Origin of the sequence: Ohtaekwangia sp., from assembly GCF_036786105.1 — a bacterium.
GTDB lineage: Bacteria > Bacteroidota > Bacteroidia > Cytophagales > Cyclobacteriaceae > Ohtaekwangia.
On the sequence record NZ_DAIQRQ010000059.1, the window covers coordinates 1 to 15,059 of the forward strand.

The 15,059-nt window shown below is 45.4% G+C and carries 18 protein-coding genes; 13 read left to right on the forward strand and 5 right to left on the reverse strand.

From position 1 onward, the window contains the following. Positions 1-113: 113 nt before the first annotated feature. The 3 genes from V7Q33_RS18880 to V7Q33_RS18890 all read right to left on the reverse strand — a co-directional run bounded on the left by V7Q33_RS18880 (position 114) and on the right by V7Q33_RS18890 (position 2,450). On the reverse strand, positions 114-632 hold the full coding sequence (locus tag V7Q33_RS18880; protein ID WP_333820843.1) for a hypothetical protein: 519 nt from the start codon (positions 630-632) through the stop codon (positions 114-116). A gap of 4 nt (positions 633-636) precedes the next feature. Then, complete coding sequence (locus tag V7Q33_RS18885) at positions 637-1,002, reverse strand: tellurite resistance TerB family protein (protein ID WP_331976571.1); 366 nt, start codon at positions 1,000-1,002, stop codon at positions 637-639. A gap of 119 nt (positions 1,003-1,121) precedes the next feature. Next, positions 1,122-2,450: an ammonium transporter gene (locus V7Q33_RS18890; RefSeq protein ID WP_331976573.1), complete on the reverse strand. Its 1,329-nt coding sequence runs from the start codon at positions 2,448-2,450 to the stop codon at positions 1,122-1,124. Between the two features lie 246 nt (positions 2,451-2,696). Here V7Q33_RS18890 and V7Q33_RS18895 point away from each other — a divergent pair, with 246 nt between their 5' ends. From V7Q33_RS18895 to V7Q33_RS18930, 8 genes are all read left to right on the forward strand, one after another. Next, positions 2,697-3,992, forward strand: coding sequence for a bifunctional folylpolyglutamate synthase/dihydrofolate synthase (locus tag V7Q33_RS18895; protein WP_333820844.1), 1,296 nt, complete (start codon positions 2,697-2,699; stop codon positions 3,990-3,992). A 50-nt stretch (positions 3,993-4,042) separates the two neighbouring features. Further along, a complete protein-coding gene (gene trmB, locus V7Q33_RS18900; RefSeq protein WP_333820845.1) occupies positions 4,043-4,696 on the forward strand; it encodes a tRNA (guanosine(46)-N7)-methyltransferase TrmB in 654 nt (217 codons plus the stop codon). Positions 4,697-4,712: 16 nt separating this feature from the next. Continuing rightward, positions 4,713-5,219 carry a tetratricopeptide repeat protein gene (locus V7Q33_RS18905; protein WP_331976579.1) on the forward strand — a complete coding sequence of 169 codons (507 nt, stop codon included), beginning with the start codon at positions 4,713-4,715 and terminating at the stop codon, positions 5,217-5,219. A gap of 322 nt (positions 5,220-5,541) precedes the next feature. After that, positions 5,542-6,399, forward strand: a complete 858-nt coding sequence (locus V7Q33_RS18910; RefSeq protein ID WP_331976581.1) for a UDP-2,3-diacylglucosamine diphosphatase — start codon at positions 5,542-5,544, stop codon at positions 6,397-6,399. After that, a complete protein-coding gene (locus tag V7Q33_RS18915) occupies positions 6,396-7,385 on the forward strand; it encodes a glycosyltransferase family protein (protein WP_331976583.1) in 990 nt (329 codons plus the stop codon). The genes V7Q33_RS18910 and V7Q33_RS18915 overlap by 4 nt, the downstream gene beginning before the upstream one ends. A 9-nt stretch (positions 7,386-7,394) precedes the next feature. Next, positions 7,395-7,835 carry an NUDIX domain-containing protein gene (locus V7Q33_RS18920; RefSeq protein ID WP_331976584.1) on the forward strand — a complete coding sequence of 147 codons (441 nt, stop codon included), beginning with the start codon at positions 7,395-7,397 and terminating at the stop codon, positions 7,833-7,835. A 102-nt stretch (positions 7,836-7,937) separates the two neighbouring features. Then, positions 7,938-8,627, forward strand: a complete 690-nt coding sequence (locus tag V7Q33_RS18925) for a response regulator transcription factor (protein ID WP_331976586.1) — start codon at positions 7,938-7,940, stop codon at positions 8,625-8,627. A 93-nt stretch (positions 8,628-8,720) separates the two neighbouring features. Beyond that, positions 8,721-9,185, forward strand: a complete 465-nt coding sequence (locus V7Q33_RS18930; protein WP_333820847.1) for a hypothetical protein — start codon at positions 8,721-8,723, stop codon at positions 9,183-9,185. A 154-nt stretch (positions 9,186-9,339) separates the two neighbouring features. Here V7Q33_RS18930 and V7Q33_RS18935 read toward each other — a convergent pair whose 3' ends face one another. After that, positions 9,340-9,906, reverse strand: coding sequence for a hypothetical protein (locus V7Q33_RS18935; protein ID WP_333820848.1), 567 nt, complete (start codon positions 9,904-9,906; stop codon positions 9,340-9,342). 81 nt (positions 9,907-9,987) lie between these two features. Between V7Q33_RS18935 and V7Q33_RS18940 the strand changes: the two genes are divergently transcribed. Beyond that, positions 9,988-10,680, forward strand: a complete 693-nt coding sequence (locus tag V7Q33_RS18940; protein WP_333820850.1) for a hypothetical protein — start codon at positions 9,988-9,990, stop codon at positions 10,678-10,680. Next, the gene (locus tag V7Q33_RS18945) at positions 10,667-12,286 is read left to right on the forward strand and encodes a S8 family peptidase (RefSeq protein WP_333820852.1); all 1,620 of its coding nucleotides are present in this window, start codon (positions 10,667-10,669) and stop codon (positions 12,284-12,286) included. The genes V7Q33_RS18940 and V7Q33_RS18945 overlap by 14 nt, the downstream gene beginning before the upstream one ends. A 285-nt stretch (positions 12,287-12,571) precedes the next feature. On the opposite strand, the gene V7Q33_RS18950 is transcribed toward V7Q33_RS18945, so the two are convergent. Continuing rightward, positions 12,572-12,883 carry a tetratricopeptide repeat protein gene (locus V7Q33_RS18950; RefSeq protein ID WP_331976596.1) on the reverse strand — a complete coding sequence of 104 codons (312 nt, stop codon included), beginning with the start codon at positions 12,881-12,883 and terminating at the stop codon, positions 12,572-12,574. 213 nt (positions 12,884-13,096) lie between these two features. On the opposite strand from V7Q33_RS18950, the gene V7Q33_RS18955 reads away from it, so the two are divergent. The 3 genes from V7Q33_RS18955 to V7Q33_RS18965 form a co-directional block, all read left to right on the forward strand. Continuing rightward, positions 13,097-13,837 carry an electron transfer flavoprotein subunit beta/FixA family protein gene (locus V7Q33_RS18955; RefSeq protein ID WP_331976598.1) on the forward strand — a complete coding sequence of 247 codons (741 nt, stop codon included), beginning with the start codon at positions 13,097-13,099 and terminating at the stop codon, positions 13,835-13,837. A 39-nt stretch (positions 13,838-13,876) separates the two neighbouring features. Continuing rightward, positions 13,877-14,830: an electron transfer flavoprotein subunit alpha/FixB family protein gene (locus tag V7Q33_RS18960; protein WP_331976600.1), complete on the forward strand. Its 954-nt coding sequence runs from the start codon at positions 13,877-13,879 to the stop codon at positions 14,828-14,830. A gap of 71 nt (positions 14,831-14,901) precedes the next feature. Continuing rightward, positions 14,902-15,059: bifunctional nuclease domain-containing protein (locus V7Q33_RS18965; RefSeq protein ID WP_333820874.1), on the forward strand; the 158-nt coding region annotated here is incomplete at its 3' end.

A 15,059-nucleotide genomic window follows, 5' to 3' on the forward strand; every position in this document is an offset into this window, starting at 1 on the left:
ATAAGAAATAAGAAATAAGAAATAAGAAATAAGAAATAAGAAATAAGAAATAAGATAGAAGAGGATGTTCCGGTCAGGAGCATCCTCTTCTAATTTTATCAGCGTTGCTGATTCTATCCAACAAATTCTATTCGATGTAAAACAGTGGTTGAATTTCGGCTGATCAGCAGTGTATGTTTCATGGGAGCTTTGTAGCATTCGTAGATATCGAACGTGTTAGCATCGGCATCCCAGAAAAAAGAGGAGGCTTCATATTCAGTATCCGATATACCCTTGCGAATGAGTGCGAGGTCTTTCATCGGTATCCGGTAACAAACCGTATCGGCCCGCATAGCATATCGTGAAAATGGCAGCGAAGCAATTGTACGAAGCAGCAATTCACGATCGGCTTTATATTCGAAGTAGTTTACGTATGTGCTGTTGTTGTATTTTACCTGAACCCCTGGTGTATTTGTCAACTGCAATTGCTGAAGCGCTTTCGCAGAAAGACTATCGTTCAGCGATGTTCTTAACACCAAAGGAGGAGCTTCTTCCCACGAATAGCCATCGTTGGAAAGATGCGTTGGCTTATGGCAGGCTGCCAGTGAAAGAATGATCAGCAGCGGTATCGTGAGCAGCGCTCTCTGAGGCAAATTCCTACCGCGATACATCGATCAGTTGTTTAAGTGTTTCGAGCGCCCTGGTTTCGGATTGCTCCACTTTGCCGTCAGCACGGACGATGTCGTGCATGGCATCGAATAGTCTGTTTTGGTGCAATTGCTGTTCCTGGCCAAAATGCTGAACCGTTTTCTGAAACAGGTCAGCCAGTTTTGCTTTGTCGAATGAATTATACTCGCGAATCGCTGTATATAATTTTCGCTCAATATCGGTACCGGTCGGATATAGTGTTGCCATCTTTCCTTTGATGGCGGCTAGCTCTGCCGGATCGTAACTGCTGTCGGCCTGCGACAAGTGTACGTATAGAAAAACTACAAAGTCAGGGAAGGAGGAGTGTATGATCATGTTACAAAATCTTACAAGCTAAAGTAATTCTTATGCGCTTGCCATGCAAAACTGCGGAACTACTACGTCATAAAAAAAGCCCCGCGATTGGCAGGGCTTTTTTTGAATTTCTGTATTTCTTATTGACTTAAGTCAGCTACCAGATTTTCATCTGCTTCATAAGCAGGCTCGACTGTACGTTTGGCCTGGCTGATGGTGAGCGGGGAGATCATGTCTGTAATTTTCAGAATAATACCAGTGCCTACAAACGTAAAGGTTACCACAATAGCAAGTGCTTTCATGTGCACAAAGAACAACGTAGTGTCGCCAAAGAAGAGACCGTTACCCGTAGTGTTGGCAGCGTTTACAGATGTATGTGCCAGCAAGCCAGTCATTACCATACCTACTGCACCCCCCACACCGTGGCAAGGGAATACATCGAGTGTATCTTCCAGTGAAGTTTTGGTTGTTTTCCAGTGTACCATCACGTTGCTGATGATGCTGGCAAACGTACCGATGAATAAGCTTGAAGGAATGGTTACAAATCCGGCTGCCGGTGTAATGGCCACAAGACCTACTACTGCACCGATACAGAAACCAAGTGCAGAAGGTTTTTTGCCACGCACAGAATCAAACAGAATCCACGCAAGACCAGCCGCAGCAGAAGCTGTATTAGTCGTAGCGAAAGCTGATGCAGCCAAGGCGTTAGCACTTAATGCACTGCCAGCGTTGAAGCCGAACCATCCGAACCACAGCAGACCGGTGCCGAGCAATACAAAAGGTATATTGGCAGGAGCGATGTGTTTCTTTTCTTCGTTGCTCTTCAGGAAGATCGAAGCGACCAAGGCCGCTATACCGGCTGACATGTGCACTACGGTACCACCGGCAAAGTCAAGCACACCCATTTTAAAGAGGAAACCGTCAGGGTGCCAGGTCCAGTGAGCCAATGGTGCATAGATGAACAGAGAGAACAGCACCAGGAAAATGATATACGATTTGAAGCGTACACGTTCAGCAAATGTACCGGTAATCAATGCCGGTGTGATGATTGCGAACTTCAATTGGAAAAATGCGAACAGCACCAACGGAATGGTAGGAGCGAGTGCCCACGGCTTGCCATCCAGCACATTCTGAAACATCAGGAATGATCGCGGATCGCCAATGATGCCGCCTATTGAATCGCCAAATGCGAGGCTGAAACCTACTACAATCCACAGTACACCGATTACACCCATAGCGATAAAGCTCTGGAACATCGTATACGTAATGTTTTTCATGTCAATCATACCTCCATAAAAGAAGGCAAGACCGGGAGTCATGAGCAGCACCAGGGCAGATGCTGCCAGCATCCAGGCGATGTCTCCACCGTTCAAACCCTCCGTTACTATCTGTTTAGGTAAAGCTGGCATGAACACGGCCAGCACGCTGACGCCCATAAGCAGCAGCAAAAAGATTAAAGATTTCTTCATAAGGCGGTAAAATTCTGGTTGTCGTTCATCAAAAATCGATAATTTTTTGGAAAGTGCCTTTTAAATGGTCTTATGTTTGAAATAAAAATGACAGAAAACGTTTTAGGTGGTTATTTTTTAGCCCAGTTTGCGTTAAAAAGAAATGATTTTTTGAAAAATTGTTAAAGAACTGGAAGCGTCCCATCCATACCCGAAGACTGCGCACTACACTTAACACCTACCAACTTTTCCGTTATTTTCGCGCCCATGTTCAAGACCTACCAGGAGGCTTTAAACTATCTATACAATAACCTTCCCATGTTTCAGCGCATTGGGGCGGTGGCATTCAAGAAAGACCTTACCAATACATGGGCCCTATGTGAAGCATTGGGTAATCCGCAGAACAAGTTCAAGTCAATCCACATAGCAGGTACCAATGGAAAGGGAAGCACCTCGCACATGATAGCTTCCATACTCCAATCGGCTGGGTATAGAACTGGGCTTTATACTTCTCCGCATTTGAAATCCTTTACCGAACGCATTCGCCTCAATGGAAAAGAGATAACCGAACAGTTTGTTGTTGATTTTGTCAATCGCATACAGCCATACATTGAGAAGATACAACCTTCCTTCTTTGAGATTACAGTAGCCATGGCATTCGACTACTTTGCTATGGAACAGGTAGACGTAGCAGTGATTGAAGTAGGACTGGGAGGAAGACTGGATTCTACGAATGTTATTACACCCGAGCTCTCCGTCATTACCAATATAGGATGGGATCACACCGATATATTGGGCGATTCGTTGGAAAAGATAGCCAGCGAAAAAGCAGGCATTATCAAGCACCAAATTCCGGTGGTAGTAAGCGAGCGACAACCAGCCGTAGAGCATGTGTTTATGGCAAAGGCTGCGGCCGAAGAAGCGGCGTTGAATTTCGCTTCCGATCATTATGCGGTAACAACACGTTTAGAAAATGGAAGAGCAACGTTGACAGTAGAAAAAGATGGCAGCGTATTGTTCGATCGTATTGCCTTGCCATTGCGAGGCCATTATCAGAAGAAGAACCTGCCCGGCGTATTGCAAGCTGTAACCATTCTGCAACAGCAGGGCTGGAAAATTACCGATAAAGAGCTGCTCGATGGACTTGAGAAAGTAACCTCACAGACAGGATTGAAAGGCCGCTGGCAGATACTCCATGAAAAACCTATAGTAGTATGCGATACAGGACATAATCTGGATGGCATTGCGCAGGTGGTGGAGCAGATTCGGCATACACCGCATCATAAACTTCTGATGGTGATCGGTATGGTAAAAGATAAAGACATATCGGGTGTGCTGAAACTTTTGCCAACAGAAGCGAACTACTACTTTTGCCAGGCAGATATTCCGCGTGCGCTGGATGCTGACACGCTGGCTGCACAGGCACATGCTTTGGGATTGAAAGGAGAGGTAGTGCGCAACGTAAATGAGGCGATCGCGAAAGCGAAGGCAAACGCGCATGCAGAAGACATGATCTTTATTGGAGGCAGTACCTTTGTGGTAGCCGAGATCGAAGGACTGTAATAATCATAGTCATCGTTTAAGAGAATTAAAAATCAGAAATAACATACAGAGTGAAACGCAAGCTTGAACGCTTCAAGATTATTGAAGAACGCGGTAATGTAATAGAACCTACCAAGCCGATCTACAAAACCATTAAAGGAAACTGGCGCAAAGAACATTTCAGAAACGATCGCCCTATAACCGTAGAGTTGGCCTGCGGCCGCGGGGAATACTCAGTGGGCCTTGGCCGGCTTTTTCCCGATCGCAACTACATCGGTGTGGATGTAAAAGGAGAACGCATCTGGAAGGGAAGTACGGTGGCAGTGGAAGAGAATCTCACGAACGTGGCTTTTCTTCGCACACACATTCTGATGATTGAAAACTTCTTTGAGCCGGGAGAATTGGACGAAATATGGCTTACATTTCCGGACCCGCGACCCACGAAGCGCGATATCAAGCGCAGACTTACCAGTCCGCGGTTTATGGAGATATATAAGCGGTTGCTCAGGCCTGGTGGTTATGTGCGATTGAAAACCGATAACACCATTCTCTATGAATATACGTTGGAAGAAACGCAACAGCGCACCGATATAGCTGACCTGAAATATACCAGTGATATATATGCATCAGAACTTCGCCCCGAATGTTTTGATATCAAGACCCGTTACGAAGAAGCGTTTGCAGCCAAAGGAGAAACAATCAAGTACCTTCGTTTTCATTTTTAAATGCTAACTTTCTGCTATGAGTGACTCTGCTAATTTTTACCTCGAAGAAAAATTTCTCAGTGCTGACCGGATGATCAGCGAAGGACGCCTGAGTGAAGCAGCACATTTGCTGGAAGAAATTCTTGCTGAAGCTCCGGATTTCGGCAAAGCCCATAACCATCTTGGTTGGCTTTTCGAAACGAAGTTCAAGAACTATAACCGTGCAGAAGAGCATTATCGCCTGGCCATCAAGTTTGCTCCCGAATATCCGGCCGCATACTATAATTACTGCTATTGTTTGTCGACCCTGCGCAGACATGCCGAGTTGGAACAAGTGCTGGAACTGGCAATTAAAGTACCCGGTATAAGCTATGCCACCGTCTACAATGAATACGGCTTGCTGCGCGAAGCCCAGGGTAAATTTGACGATGCCATTCATTACTTCCGCCTGCACATACAAAATTCATTCGATGCCAAGAGCATCGAGACCGCGGCAGATTCCATTCGCCGCTGCGAACGCAAGCGTGAGCTGCTGGGGAAATAAATAGCTGCGAGCTGATAGCGGTGAGCTGCGAGACGCATGTATAGAGCTGCTGGCTTCAAGCTAATGGCTACTGGTAGTTGTGTGGTATCGCTGATTGCATCAACACACTCGTCACCCACGCATCTAGTGGCCGGCTGCTAGTAGCCAGTAACTTCTCGAAGCTCATGGCTCAAAACCCGCAGCTAACTTTATTAACGATTTGATAACAACGATAAACATCCCTCTTCACAATTGCCCTTTACCTTTGGTGTAAAGAACTTCTTCATAGGTTTGGGGATTCCCCGAGAGGCTTTAGTGTCTTGGGGAATCATTATTTTTAACCATGGGCAAGAAAAAGAAACGGGAGCTGGAGCTCGTCATTTTATCAGACATTCACCTGGGCACCTACGGCTGTCATGCAGAAGAATTGCTGCGTTATCTCAAGACTATCAAGCCTAAAAAGCTGATCCTCAATGGCGACATTATCGACATGTGGCAATTCAGCAAACGATATTGGCCTAAGTCGCACATGCAGGTGATAAAGCATATCATGGGGCTGATGGCGAAAAACACGAAGGTGATATACCTTACCGGTAATCACGATGAAATGCTGCGGAAGTTTGCTGGTTTTCGGCTCGGCTCTTTTATCATCGATAATAAAATTACACTCAAGCTTAATGGTCAGCGGGCCTGGATATTTCATGGTGATGTATTTGATGTTACCATGCAGTATTCCAAGTGGTTGGCCAAGCTGGGAGCCATTGGTTACGATACGCTTATTCTTATCAACACATTTGTGAACTGGTGCCTTGCGCGCGTGGGACGAGAAAAGATATCGCTCTCCAAACGTGTAAAGGATAGTGTGAAATCGGCAGTGAAGTTTATCAACGACTTTGAAAAGACTGCAGCAGATATAGCGATCGATAATGGATATGACTATGTGGTGTGTGGGCATATACACCACCCGGAGATAAAAAAGATTGAAACCGAGAAAGGTTCTGTGATGTACCTGAACTCTGGCGATTGGATTGAAAACCTCTCATGCCTCGAATATGACGGCACTCAATGGCGCATTTACCGTTATGCAGAAGATAAAATAGCACAATCTGTAAAATTACCGAAGCGATTTAGAGGTGACAGGCTCGACAACGATGAAATTTTTCGCGACCTTGTCAATGAATTTTTAACAGTTAAGAAGTGAAAATCCTATTTGCTATTCAGGGTACAGGCAACGGACACCTGGCACGCGCTGAAGACATCGTTCCGATCCTCCAGGAGTATGGCGACCTTGATTTATTTGTAAGCGGAGCACAAGCTGATATCAAGCTGCCGTATGCGGTAAAGTATAAATCCAAAGGACTAAGTTTTTACTTCGGAAAAAGCGGAGGCATCGATTTTCTGAGAACCTTCAAGCACAACAGCTCCAAGGAAGTATATAAAGAGATCAAGAAATTTCCGGTAGAGAAGTATGATCTGGTGATCAACGACTTCGAGCCAATCACAGCCTGGGCCTGCCGCAAGCGCGAAATTCCTTGTGTAGGACTTAGTCATCAGTCAGCATTATTGTCGTCTAAAGTGCCAACGCCGAAGAAGATTGATCCGGTAGGTGAGTGGGTGTTGCATAACTATGCCCCGGTTGATAAATACGTTTCTTTCCACTTTGAGCAATACGACAAGAATATTTATACTCCGGTTATTCGCAGGGCAGTGCGCGAAAGTAAAGCAGTAGAGAAGGATCATTACACAGTATATCTGCCTTCATACGATGACAAAAAACTGGTGCCTTTGCTGGCCAAGATTCCGCAGATAAAGTGGCATGTATTTTCCAAGCACGCCAAGAAACCGTACCACATCGGCAAACTTTCTGTTTACCCGGTAAACAAAGATGAATTTGCTGAGAGCATGACGTCAGCAAAAGGTGTGTTGTGTGGTGCAGGGTTTGAAACACCAGCCGAAGCGTTGTATCTCGGTAAAAAACTACTGGTAGTGCCTATGAAATCGCAGCTCGAACAGCACTATAATGCGGCATCACTCAAGCAATTGGGGGTACCTGTGTTGAAAAAAATGCGCAAGAAGAACCTGGAAAAGATCATAGAGTGGCTCGAAACCGATAAGCGCGTTTCCGTTCAATATGAAAACATCACGGCCGAAGCAGTAAGCCGTGCAGTAAAGCTGGGCAGACAGTAAATTAGCGGGATGGAAAGCCCGAAACAGATATTGCCATCTGTGGCTGCAGCGATCTTTAATGAACAAGGCGAGATACTGCTGCAAAAGCGCAAGGATGTAAACCAGTGGTGTGTTATATCAGGCCATGTAGAGTTTGGCGAAACCGTACAGGAAGCTATACTTCGTGAGATCAGGGAAGAAGCGAATGTAGCAGCCGAGATCGTACGATTTATAGGGATATATTCCACGCCGGGGTCCTCAACCTATGTATACCACGACCGCGTGGTACAATATGTAACTTCATATTTTGAAGTACGACTATTGGAGCCGCTGGCATTGCATTTTTCCAATAGTGAAACGCAGGAGCTAAAGTTTTTTTCGGTTGATACTATCCCGGCAGATATGGCACTGATCAATCCTCACTGGCTATCGGATGCACTCAACCGGAATGGTTCTGTGTTCATTCGATAAGAAATATAGCAGCCGTTGCAACGTTCAAAAATTCATTCCTTCATAATGCACGTATAAAGATCGGGTAATCTGGATCAGGTAATTTTCCCCAATCAAAAAGTTATGGGGGATAAAAAACATTTCAGGGTATTGGTGGTCGATGACGATAAAGACATCCTGGAGTTGCTTGAATACAATCTTGAACGGGAAGGCTACACCGTAAAAACGATAGACGAAAGTCAGGATGCAGTAGCCGTTGCCAAATCTTTTTCTCCCGACCTGATTATACTCGATATTATGATGCCGCATCCAAACGGTATTGAAATATGCCGTGAGCTTCGCAGCATGAAGCGTTTTGAAGATACCTATATTTTCTTCCTTACTGCAAAATCAGAAAACTACTACCACGAAGCAGCACTTGACACCGGCGGCGATGACTATATCGAGAAAGTGATCGGTCTTCGTGCGTTGACTTATAAAGTTACTACCGTTCTTAAAAGAAAGTTCGTTATCCGTAAAAGCATCGCAGAGCTTAAAGTCGGCAATCTTAAAATTCACCGAAAGTCGAATTCCGTGCACATCGGTGATGACGAGATCACACTGAGCAAACCTGAATTCGAATTACTCTTCTTCTTTGCACAGAATCCCAGTAAAGTAATCTCGCATGAAAACCTGCTGCAAAATATCTGGGGCTCCGAAATATATCTTTTTGATACATCGATCGATGTATACATTCAGAATCTGAAAAAGAAGCTTGGCATCAACCTGATCCAGCGAACTGGAGATAACCACTACCGGTTCGATACACGCTGATGGGTATCAATTCAAGAAAAGTAAATTACCGGGATCAGCCAATCTTCGCCAGATTTTTTATATTGGGGAATTATAATCAATCACAACCCAACTATGAATGTAAAAATGATATGTGCCATGGTTATCATGACACTCGTTGCCTGCGAACGTAAAGCTCCTGTTGCAGAAAAAAAATCACCTGACAATTTGATCGGAACCTGGCTACTGGTTTCGGGTGTTGCCATCCAGAAAGGTGATACCACCCACACCGATTATCAGAAGAATCAGCGGATGATCAAGATCATCAACGAAACGCATTTTGCCTTTCTGAACCACGACCTCAATCATGGTAAAGATTCGTCCGCCATGTATATATCGGGAGGAGGTAAATATACCCTTACGGGAGATCAGTACACGGAACATCTTGAATACTGTAACCTTCGTGAATGGGAAGATAAATCTTTCAATTTTACCGTAACCGTCAAAGATGATACATTGGTGCAGCGCGGAGAAGAAGACGTGCCCGAAGCCGGCGTAAAGCGCGAGATCATCGAAACGTATACGAGACTGAAACCGTAACTTTTGGATAACCGTTATCCGTTACGCGTTAACGGATAACGGACTTAAATATCTCACAGGATTGCAACTTAAAAGCCAGGAATACAGAAAGTCTGAAGGTATAGCATGCACACCCACCCTCTAGCTCACACGTCTGGCAACTTGAAGCTAGCAGCTAATTTTCCTCTTCCAGCATTTCCAAAATCTCCGAAAGCTCATTGTAGTGTTTCAGCCCGGGCTTGATCTCTGCGCTGCCGCTGAGCGCTATACCGTGTATATATTGCTGATCGATACGTTGAACGTTTTCGATGGATTCTACTGTGAGCAGAATTTCATGTTCGTTGCCAAGTTGTGGCAGGTCGGTGCGTTCGCGTACCAGTATAAAAGCAGGTTCAGCCTCTTTCGAATTGAGTGTTTCGCCCGAGTCGAGCGAGAGAATAAAGGGCAATGCCGTATGGCCGTTTAATATCTGCAGCTCTTTTTTACCGAGTTCGAGAAAATCAGGGCGGTAATTTTCAATGATATCGGTCAGTTGATCGACATGTGTTAAACCGTATACTTCGGCAACGATCTTGGGCCCGGTAACCCATCCGCGTATCTCCTGAAATTGTTTTGCAGTGATGTGATTGTCTTGTCCGGCAACCACCCTGAATCCCAATAAATCGACTCCCATGCCGGCACAATACCGGGCATCACTCAGATTTGTTATGCTGCCTACTTTTACGAATGTCTTTAATGCCATAGCTTTAATGCCCGGGAAAAAATACCTTTGGGCTGTTTACGTTCCATTTCGAGCGCGGATTTAAATAAAATTGGTTAATCAGTGAAGCATTTTCTTAGATTTTTAATTTTAGTCACCGTTGCGAGTCAGGTATCCTGCGATTCATCCGATGATACGAAAGCATCCGATTACGGAAAGAAATACTTTCCCGCATCGGTGGGTGCATACCAGGTATACGATATAACTGAAACCACCTACACATTAAGCCAGCCCACCACATTGAACTATCAGTTGAAAGTAGCCATTATCGATAAATTTTTAAGCGCCGAGGGCGATAGCACATTCGTGATTCACCGCAGCAGGCGCAATACAGACATTGACCCCTGGAATTATATCGATACCTGGTCGGTGCGAAGCAACTCACGCGAAGTGGTGATGAATGAAGAAAATATAGCGTATGTAGAATTGAAATTCCCGGTAGCGAAAGGATCAACCTGGAATGGTAATCTTTATAACACCATGGGTGAAGATGAGTATGAAATAACCGATGTAAAAAGTACCCAAACCTATAACAACAAGACCTTCAACGACTGCATCATCGTTAACCAGAATGATAACCAGGACTATATTGTTTACCTTGATCAGCGCAAGGAAGTATATGCTGCAGCGGTAGGCCTGGTGTACAAAGAAACCACGCAACTGCATTATTGCACGCAAGACAATTGCCTTGGAAAACAACAAGTAGAGAGTGGTGTTATTTACAAGCAGACAATCAATATGTATGGTGTGGAGTAGGGCAGTATTGATGGTCACTGGCTGGCTGATCACAACCATATCGTTCGCACAGGTAAACCGGTATATGGTTTTCTTTACAGACAAAGCAGGCACATCCTATTCTATTACCAATCCTTCGGCATTTCTTTCTCAGCGTGCTATCGATCGCAGAGTGCAGCAAGGTATAGAAATTACCGAACAGGATTTACCGGTCGATGAAGAATACGTACAAGCTGTGCGTGAAACCGGGGCCAATGTATACTACAGAACACGCTGGTATAACGGTGTACTGATTCAATGCGATGCATCGCTGATCACCACCGTGCAGGCATTGCCGTTTGTAGATCATACCGAACTGGTAGCTCCGGGCGCTAAGCTGCTCGGTGGCGGCAGGGTGGAGGCAAGCCAGGAGACCTCCCGTACATCGCAGGATGTTACCACACCACAGCTTCACATGGTGGGTATAGACCAGATGCATACTGCGGGATTTCGGGGCGAAGGCATGATCATCGGCATTTTTGACAGCGGCTTTGAAGGTGTAGATGTAAATGCTCCCTTTCAGCCGATCTTTTCGGAGAGCAGAATCGACCTGCAGGTATCGCACGACTTTGTATATAATACCAAAGATATATTTCAATACGATGAGCATGGAGCTGAAGTATTTTCAGTGATCGCGGCGTATCAGGAAGGTACATTTACCGGTGGCGCATACAAGGCAGACTATCAGCTATACGTTACCGAAGATGTAAGCACGGAGTATCGCATTGAGGAATATAACTGGCTCTTTGCAGCCGAGCGTGCCGATAGTGCCGGAGTAGATGTAATCAGTTCATCGCTAGGCTATAATACATTTGATGATGCTTCGATGGATTACCCCAAGTCTGCCATGGACGGCAAGACAACGGTAGCGGCACATGCCGCACAATGGGCGGCCGACAGAGGTATTGTGATTGTATGCAGTGCCGGAAACGAAGGTGCTTCAGCCTGGCAGATCATCACCACACCGGCAGACGCTGTTGACGTACTTGCCGTAGCCGCGGTTACCAGCGCAGGAGCGCGCGTTGCTTTCAGTTCGAAAGGTCCCGGTATAAAGGGTGTTATAAAGCCTGATGTTGCGGCGATGGGCTTTAATACGGTTGTTATACTTACCAATGGTTCTATTGGTACAGTCTCCGGAACATCGCTGTCCGCACCAATCATTACGAGTTTGGTAACAGGTGTCTGGCAGCACTATCCATCGCTTACCAATAAAGAAGTACTGAATGTGATTCGCGCTTCCGGATCGCAGGCAAAGTCGCCCGACAATTTGCTGGGTTACGGCATCCCTAATTATGAAACGGTTGAGTCGTTGTTGAAGTCGCTGCGCGAGAATCCGATGGCAGTATATCCGAATCCCGTAACAGAAAATATAGTTTCAATAAAACCATTCAGTACAGCAGAGATCACCTCTTGTGAAGCGCAGTTCATCTCCACCAAAGGCCAATTGCTGCTGACAGTCGACTTGTCGTTTTCCAAAAAATCTCCATCCCAATCAATTGACGTTACGTCATTGGCTGCTGGTATATATATATTGCGCATTCATTGGGAGGATCAGGTGGTGATGAAGCGAATCTCGATTTTGAGATAGCTGTTAATTGGCTTCTGGCTACGACCTGCCAGCAACCAGAGGTGTGTGTTAGAGTTTGCCTTTACTTCGGCATTCGTTAATCGATATTCCTTGTTCGATGTTCAATGTTCAATATGTATTACGATTAACTGGTAATCGATAGCGTTCTTCTTAATTCTGGGATTTTTGCATTAATCCGTGCCAATCTGTGAATTCTGTGGGAAACAAAAAAACGCTATTCATGAGAGTGCACCCACGAATAACGGTTAACCTGTAACGGATAACCGTTAATCTCCGGCGGGCTATTTAATCATATAGCAGCTCACTCAACACGGATTGCAACTCGCGCAGGGCTTTGAACTCCCGTTGTTGTTGCGCCAGCGTAATTCCTTTTTGAAGTATATCAATGGCTTTATCGCGGTTGCCCAGTGCTTCGAAGAGATTACCGGCATGATAATATGTAGGCAGGTAGTCGGGATGTTTTTGCATCAGCTCATCAAACAACGCTGCAGCTTGCGTGGTATCAGACTTTATATATTCCAGTGCAAGGGCATAGCGGTTGAAAGGATCATCCGGATCATCGTTCATAAATTGCCGGAGTTGGTCAAGTCGGTTCATGGTATATTTGCTACCTTCTATCAGCGCTTAAACATAAATATTATTACCATACCTGTTGTTGGTATACGGGCATATAATTTTTTAGAGGTTGTCTTCACGATGATAACATGACGGTGTTCTGAAATTTCAAAATTTTAGTATTGGGTATCCGGTTTTTTGTATCTTGAGCCCTGTTTCCAAAAACCACTTTCGAACTTATTGATTTAGAGCGAGATGAAGATTTTAGTTTGTATAACCCACGTTCCGGATACCACATCCAAAATCAATTTTACTGATAACAATACCAAGTTTGATCCTGCTGGTGTCCAGTTCATCATCGGCCCGTACGATGATTATGCATTGGCCCGCGCTATCGAGATCAAAGAGGCCAATGCCGGCACAACAGTAACGGTGCTTAATGTTGGTACTGCTGATACTGAACCTACCATTCGCAAAGCGTTGGCGATTGGAGCAGACGATGCTATACGTGTGAATGCGGAACCAACCGATTCATTCTTTGTTGCCGCGCAGATCGCAGAGCATGCCAAATCGGTAGGCTATGATCTTATTCTCATGGGGCGCGAGTCCATCGACTATAATAGTGGAGTAGTGCATGGTATAGTAGGTGAGATGCTGGGTATACCCTCTGTATCACCCGTAATGAAACTGGATATAGAAGACACCCAAGCGAAACTTGCGCGCGAGATCGAAGGTGGTAAAGAATCGCTGGAAGTAAATCTTCCTTTCGTGGCCGGATGCCAGGAACCTATAGCAGAGTGGAAGATACCCAACATGCGCGGTATCATGTCTGCACGCACCAAGCCGTTGAAAGTAGTAGAACCTAAAGCAGTAGACAGTGGTGTTAAACTTCAGAAGTTTGAATTGCCACCGCCCAAAGGTGCTGTTAAAATGATATCAGCCGATAATGTAGCCGAGCTTGTTACATTATTAAAGAATGAGGCGAAAGTACTGTAATCCGATCAACCGATCCATCCATTTTAAACAACCAAGCACATGTCAATACTCGTTTTTGTTGAAAGCGCAGAAGGACAAATAAAGAAAACATCACTGGAAGCTGTTTCATACGCACATGCCATGGGCGGCCCGGTAACTGCTATAGCACTCGGTACTGTTGATAAAGCAGAGCTCGAAGCTCTTGGAAAATACGGAGCACAAAAAGTACTGCACGCAGCCGATGACAAACTGAACCAGGGAATCATCCAGGCATACGCTGCTGTATTAGAGAAAGCACTGCAGGATGAAGGTGCAGATATACTCGTGCTGGCAAACTCATCGCTGGGTACACCGGTAGCAGCACGCGTGGCCGCTAAAATAGGAGCGAGCCTCGCGACCAATGTTACTGAACTGCCTGATACTTCTGCGGGCTTTGTAGTAAAGCGCAGCATTTATACCGGTAAAGCATTTGCCAACGTAGCCTTGCAGAAGGCTAAGAAAGTGATTGCCCTCAAGAAGAATGCAGCGGAAGCAAAAGAAGTAGGCAGCACTGTTTCGGTTACACCGTATACCGTTTCATTATCAGACGCAGACTTCGCGGTGAAGATACTCTCGTCTGAAAAGGCTACCGGAGAAGTATTGTTGCCGGAAGCAAACATTGTTGTATCCGGAGGCCGCGGTATGAAAGGTCCTGAACACTGGGGCATTCTGGAAGAACTTGCCAAAACATTGCATGCAGCAACGGGCTGCAGTAAGCCGGTATCGGATATGGGATGGAGACCTCACCACGAACACGTGGGCCAGACAGGTGTGAAAGTGGCTCCCCAGCTTTATATTGCTGTGGGAATTTCGGGGGCAATTCAGCATCTGGCAGGTGTAAACTCTTCAAAATACATTGTTGTGATTAATAAAGATGCCGATGCACCATTTTTTAAGGCTGCTGATTACGGAATCGTAGGAGATGCTTTTGACGTTGTCCCTAAACTGACGGCTGCTTTAAAAGCCGCAAAATAATTGTAGCGAAGCAATGCGTAGTCAGGTGATTTGTGTAAGTTGTATTACAAACGCAGAAGAGAGATAGCAGCGTGAAAAAAATCAAACTTGAAATATTAGGCTTGTCGTCCAGTCAGTCAACCACAGGGTCGTTTGCACTCGTACTCGGGGAAACGGAAGGGAACAGAAGGCTACCCATTATTATAGGCATGTTCGAGGCGCAGGCAATTGCCATTGAAATTGAAAAGAT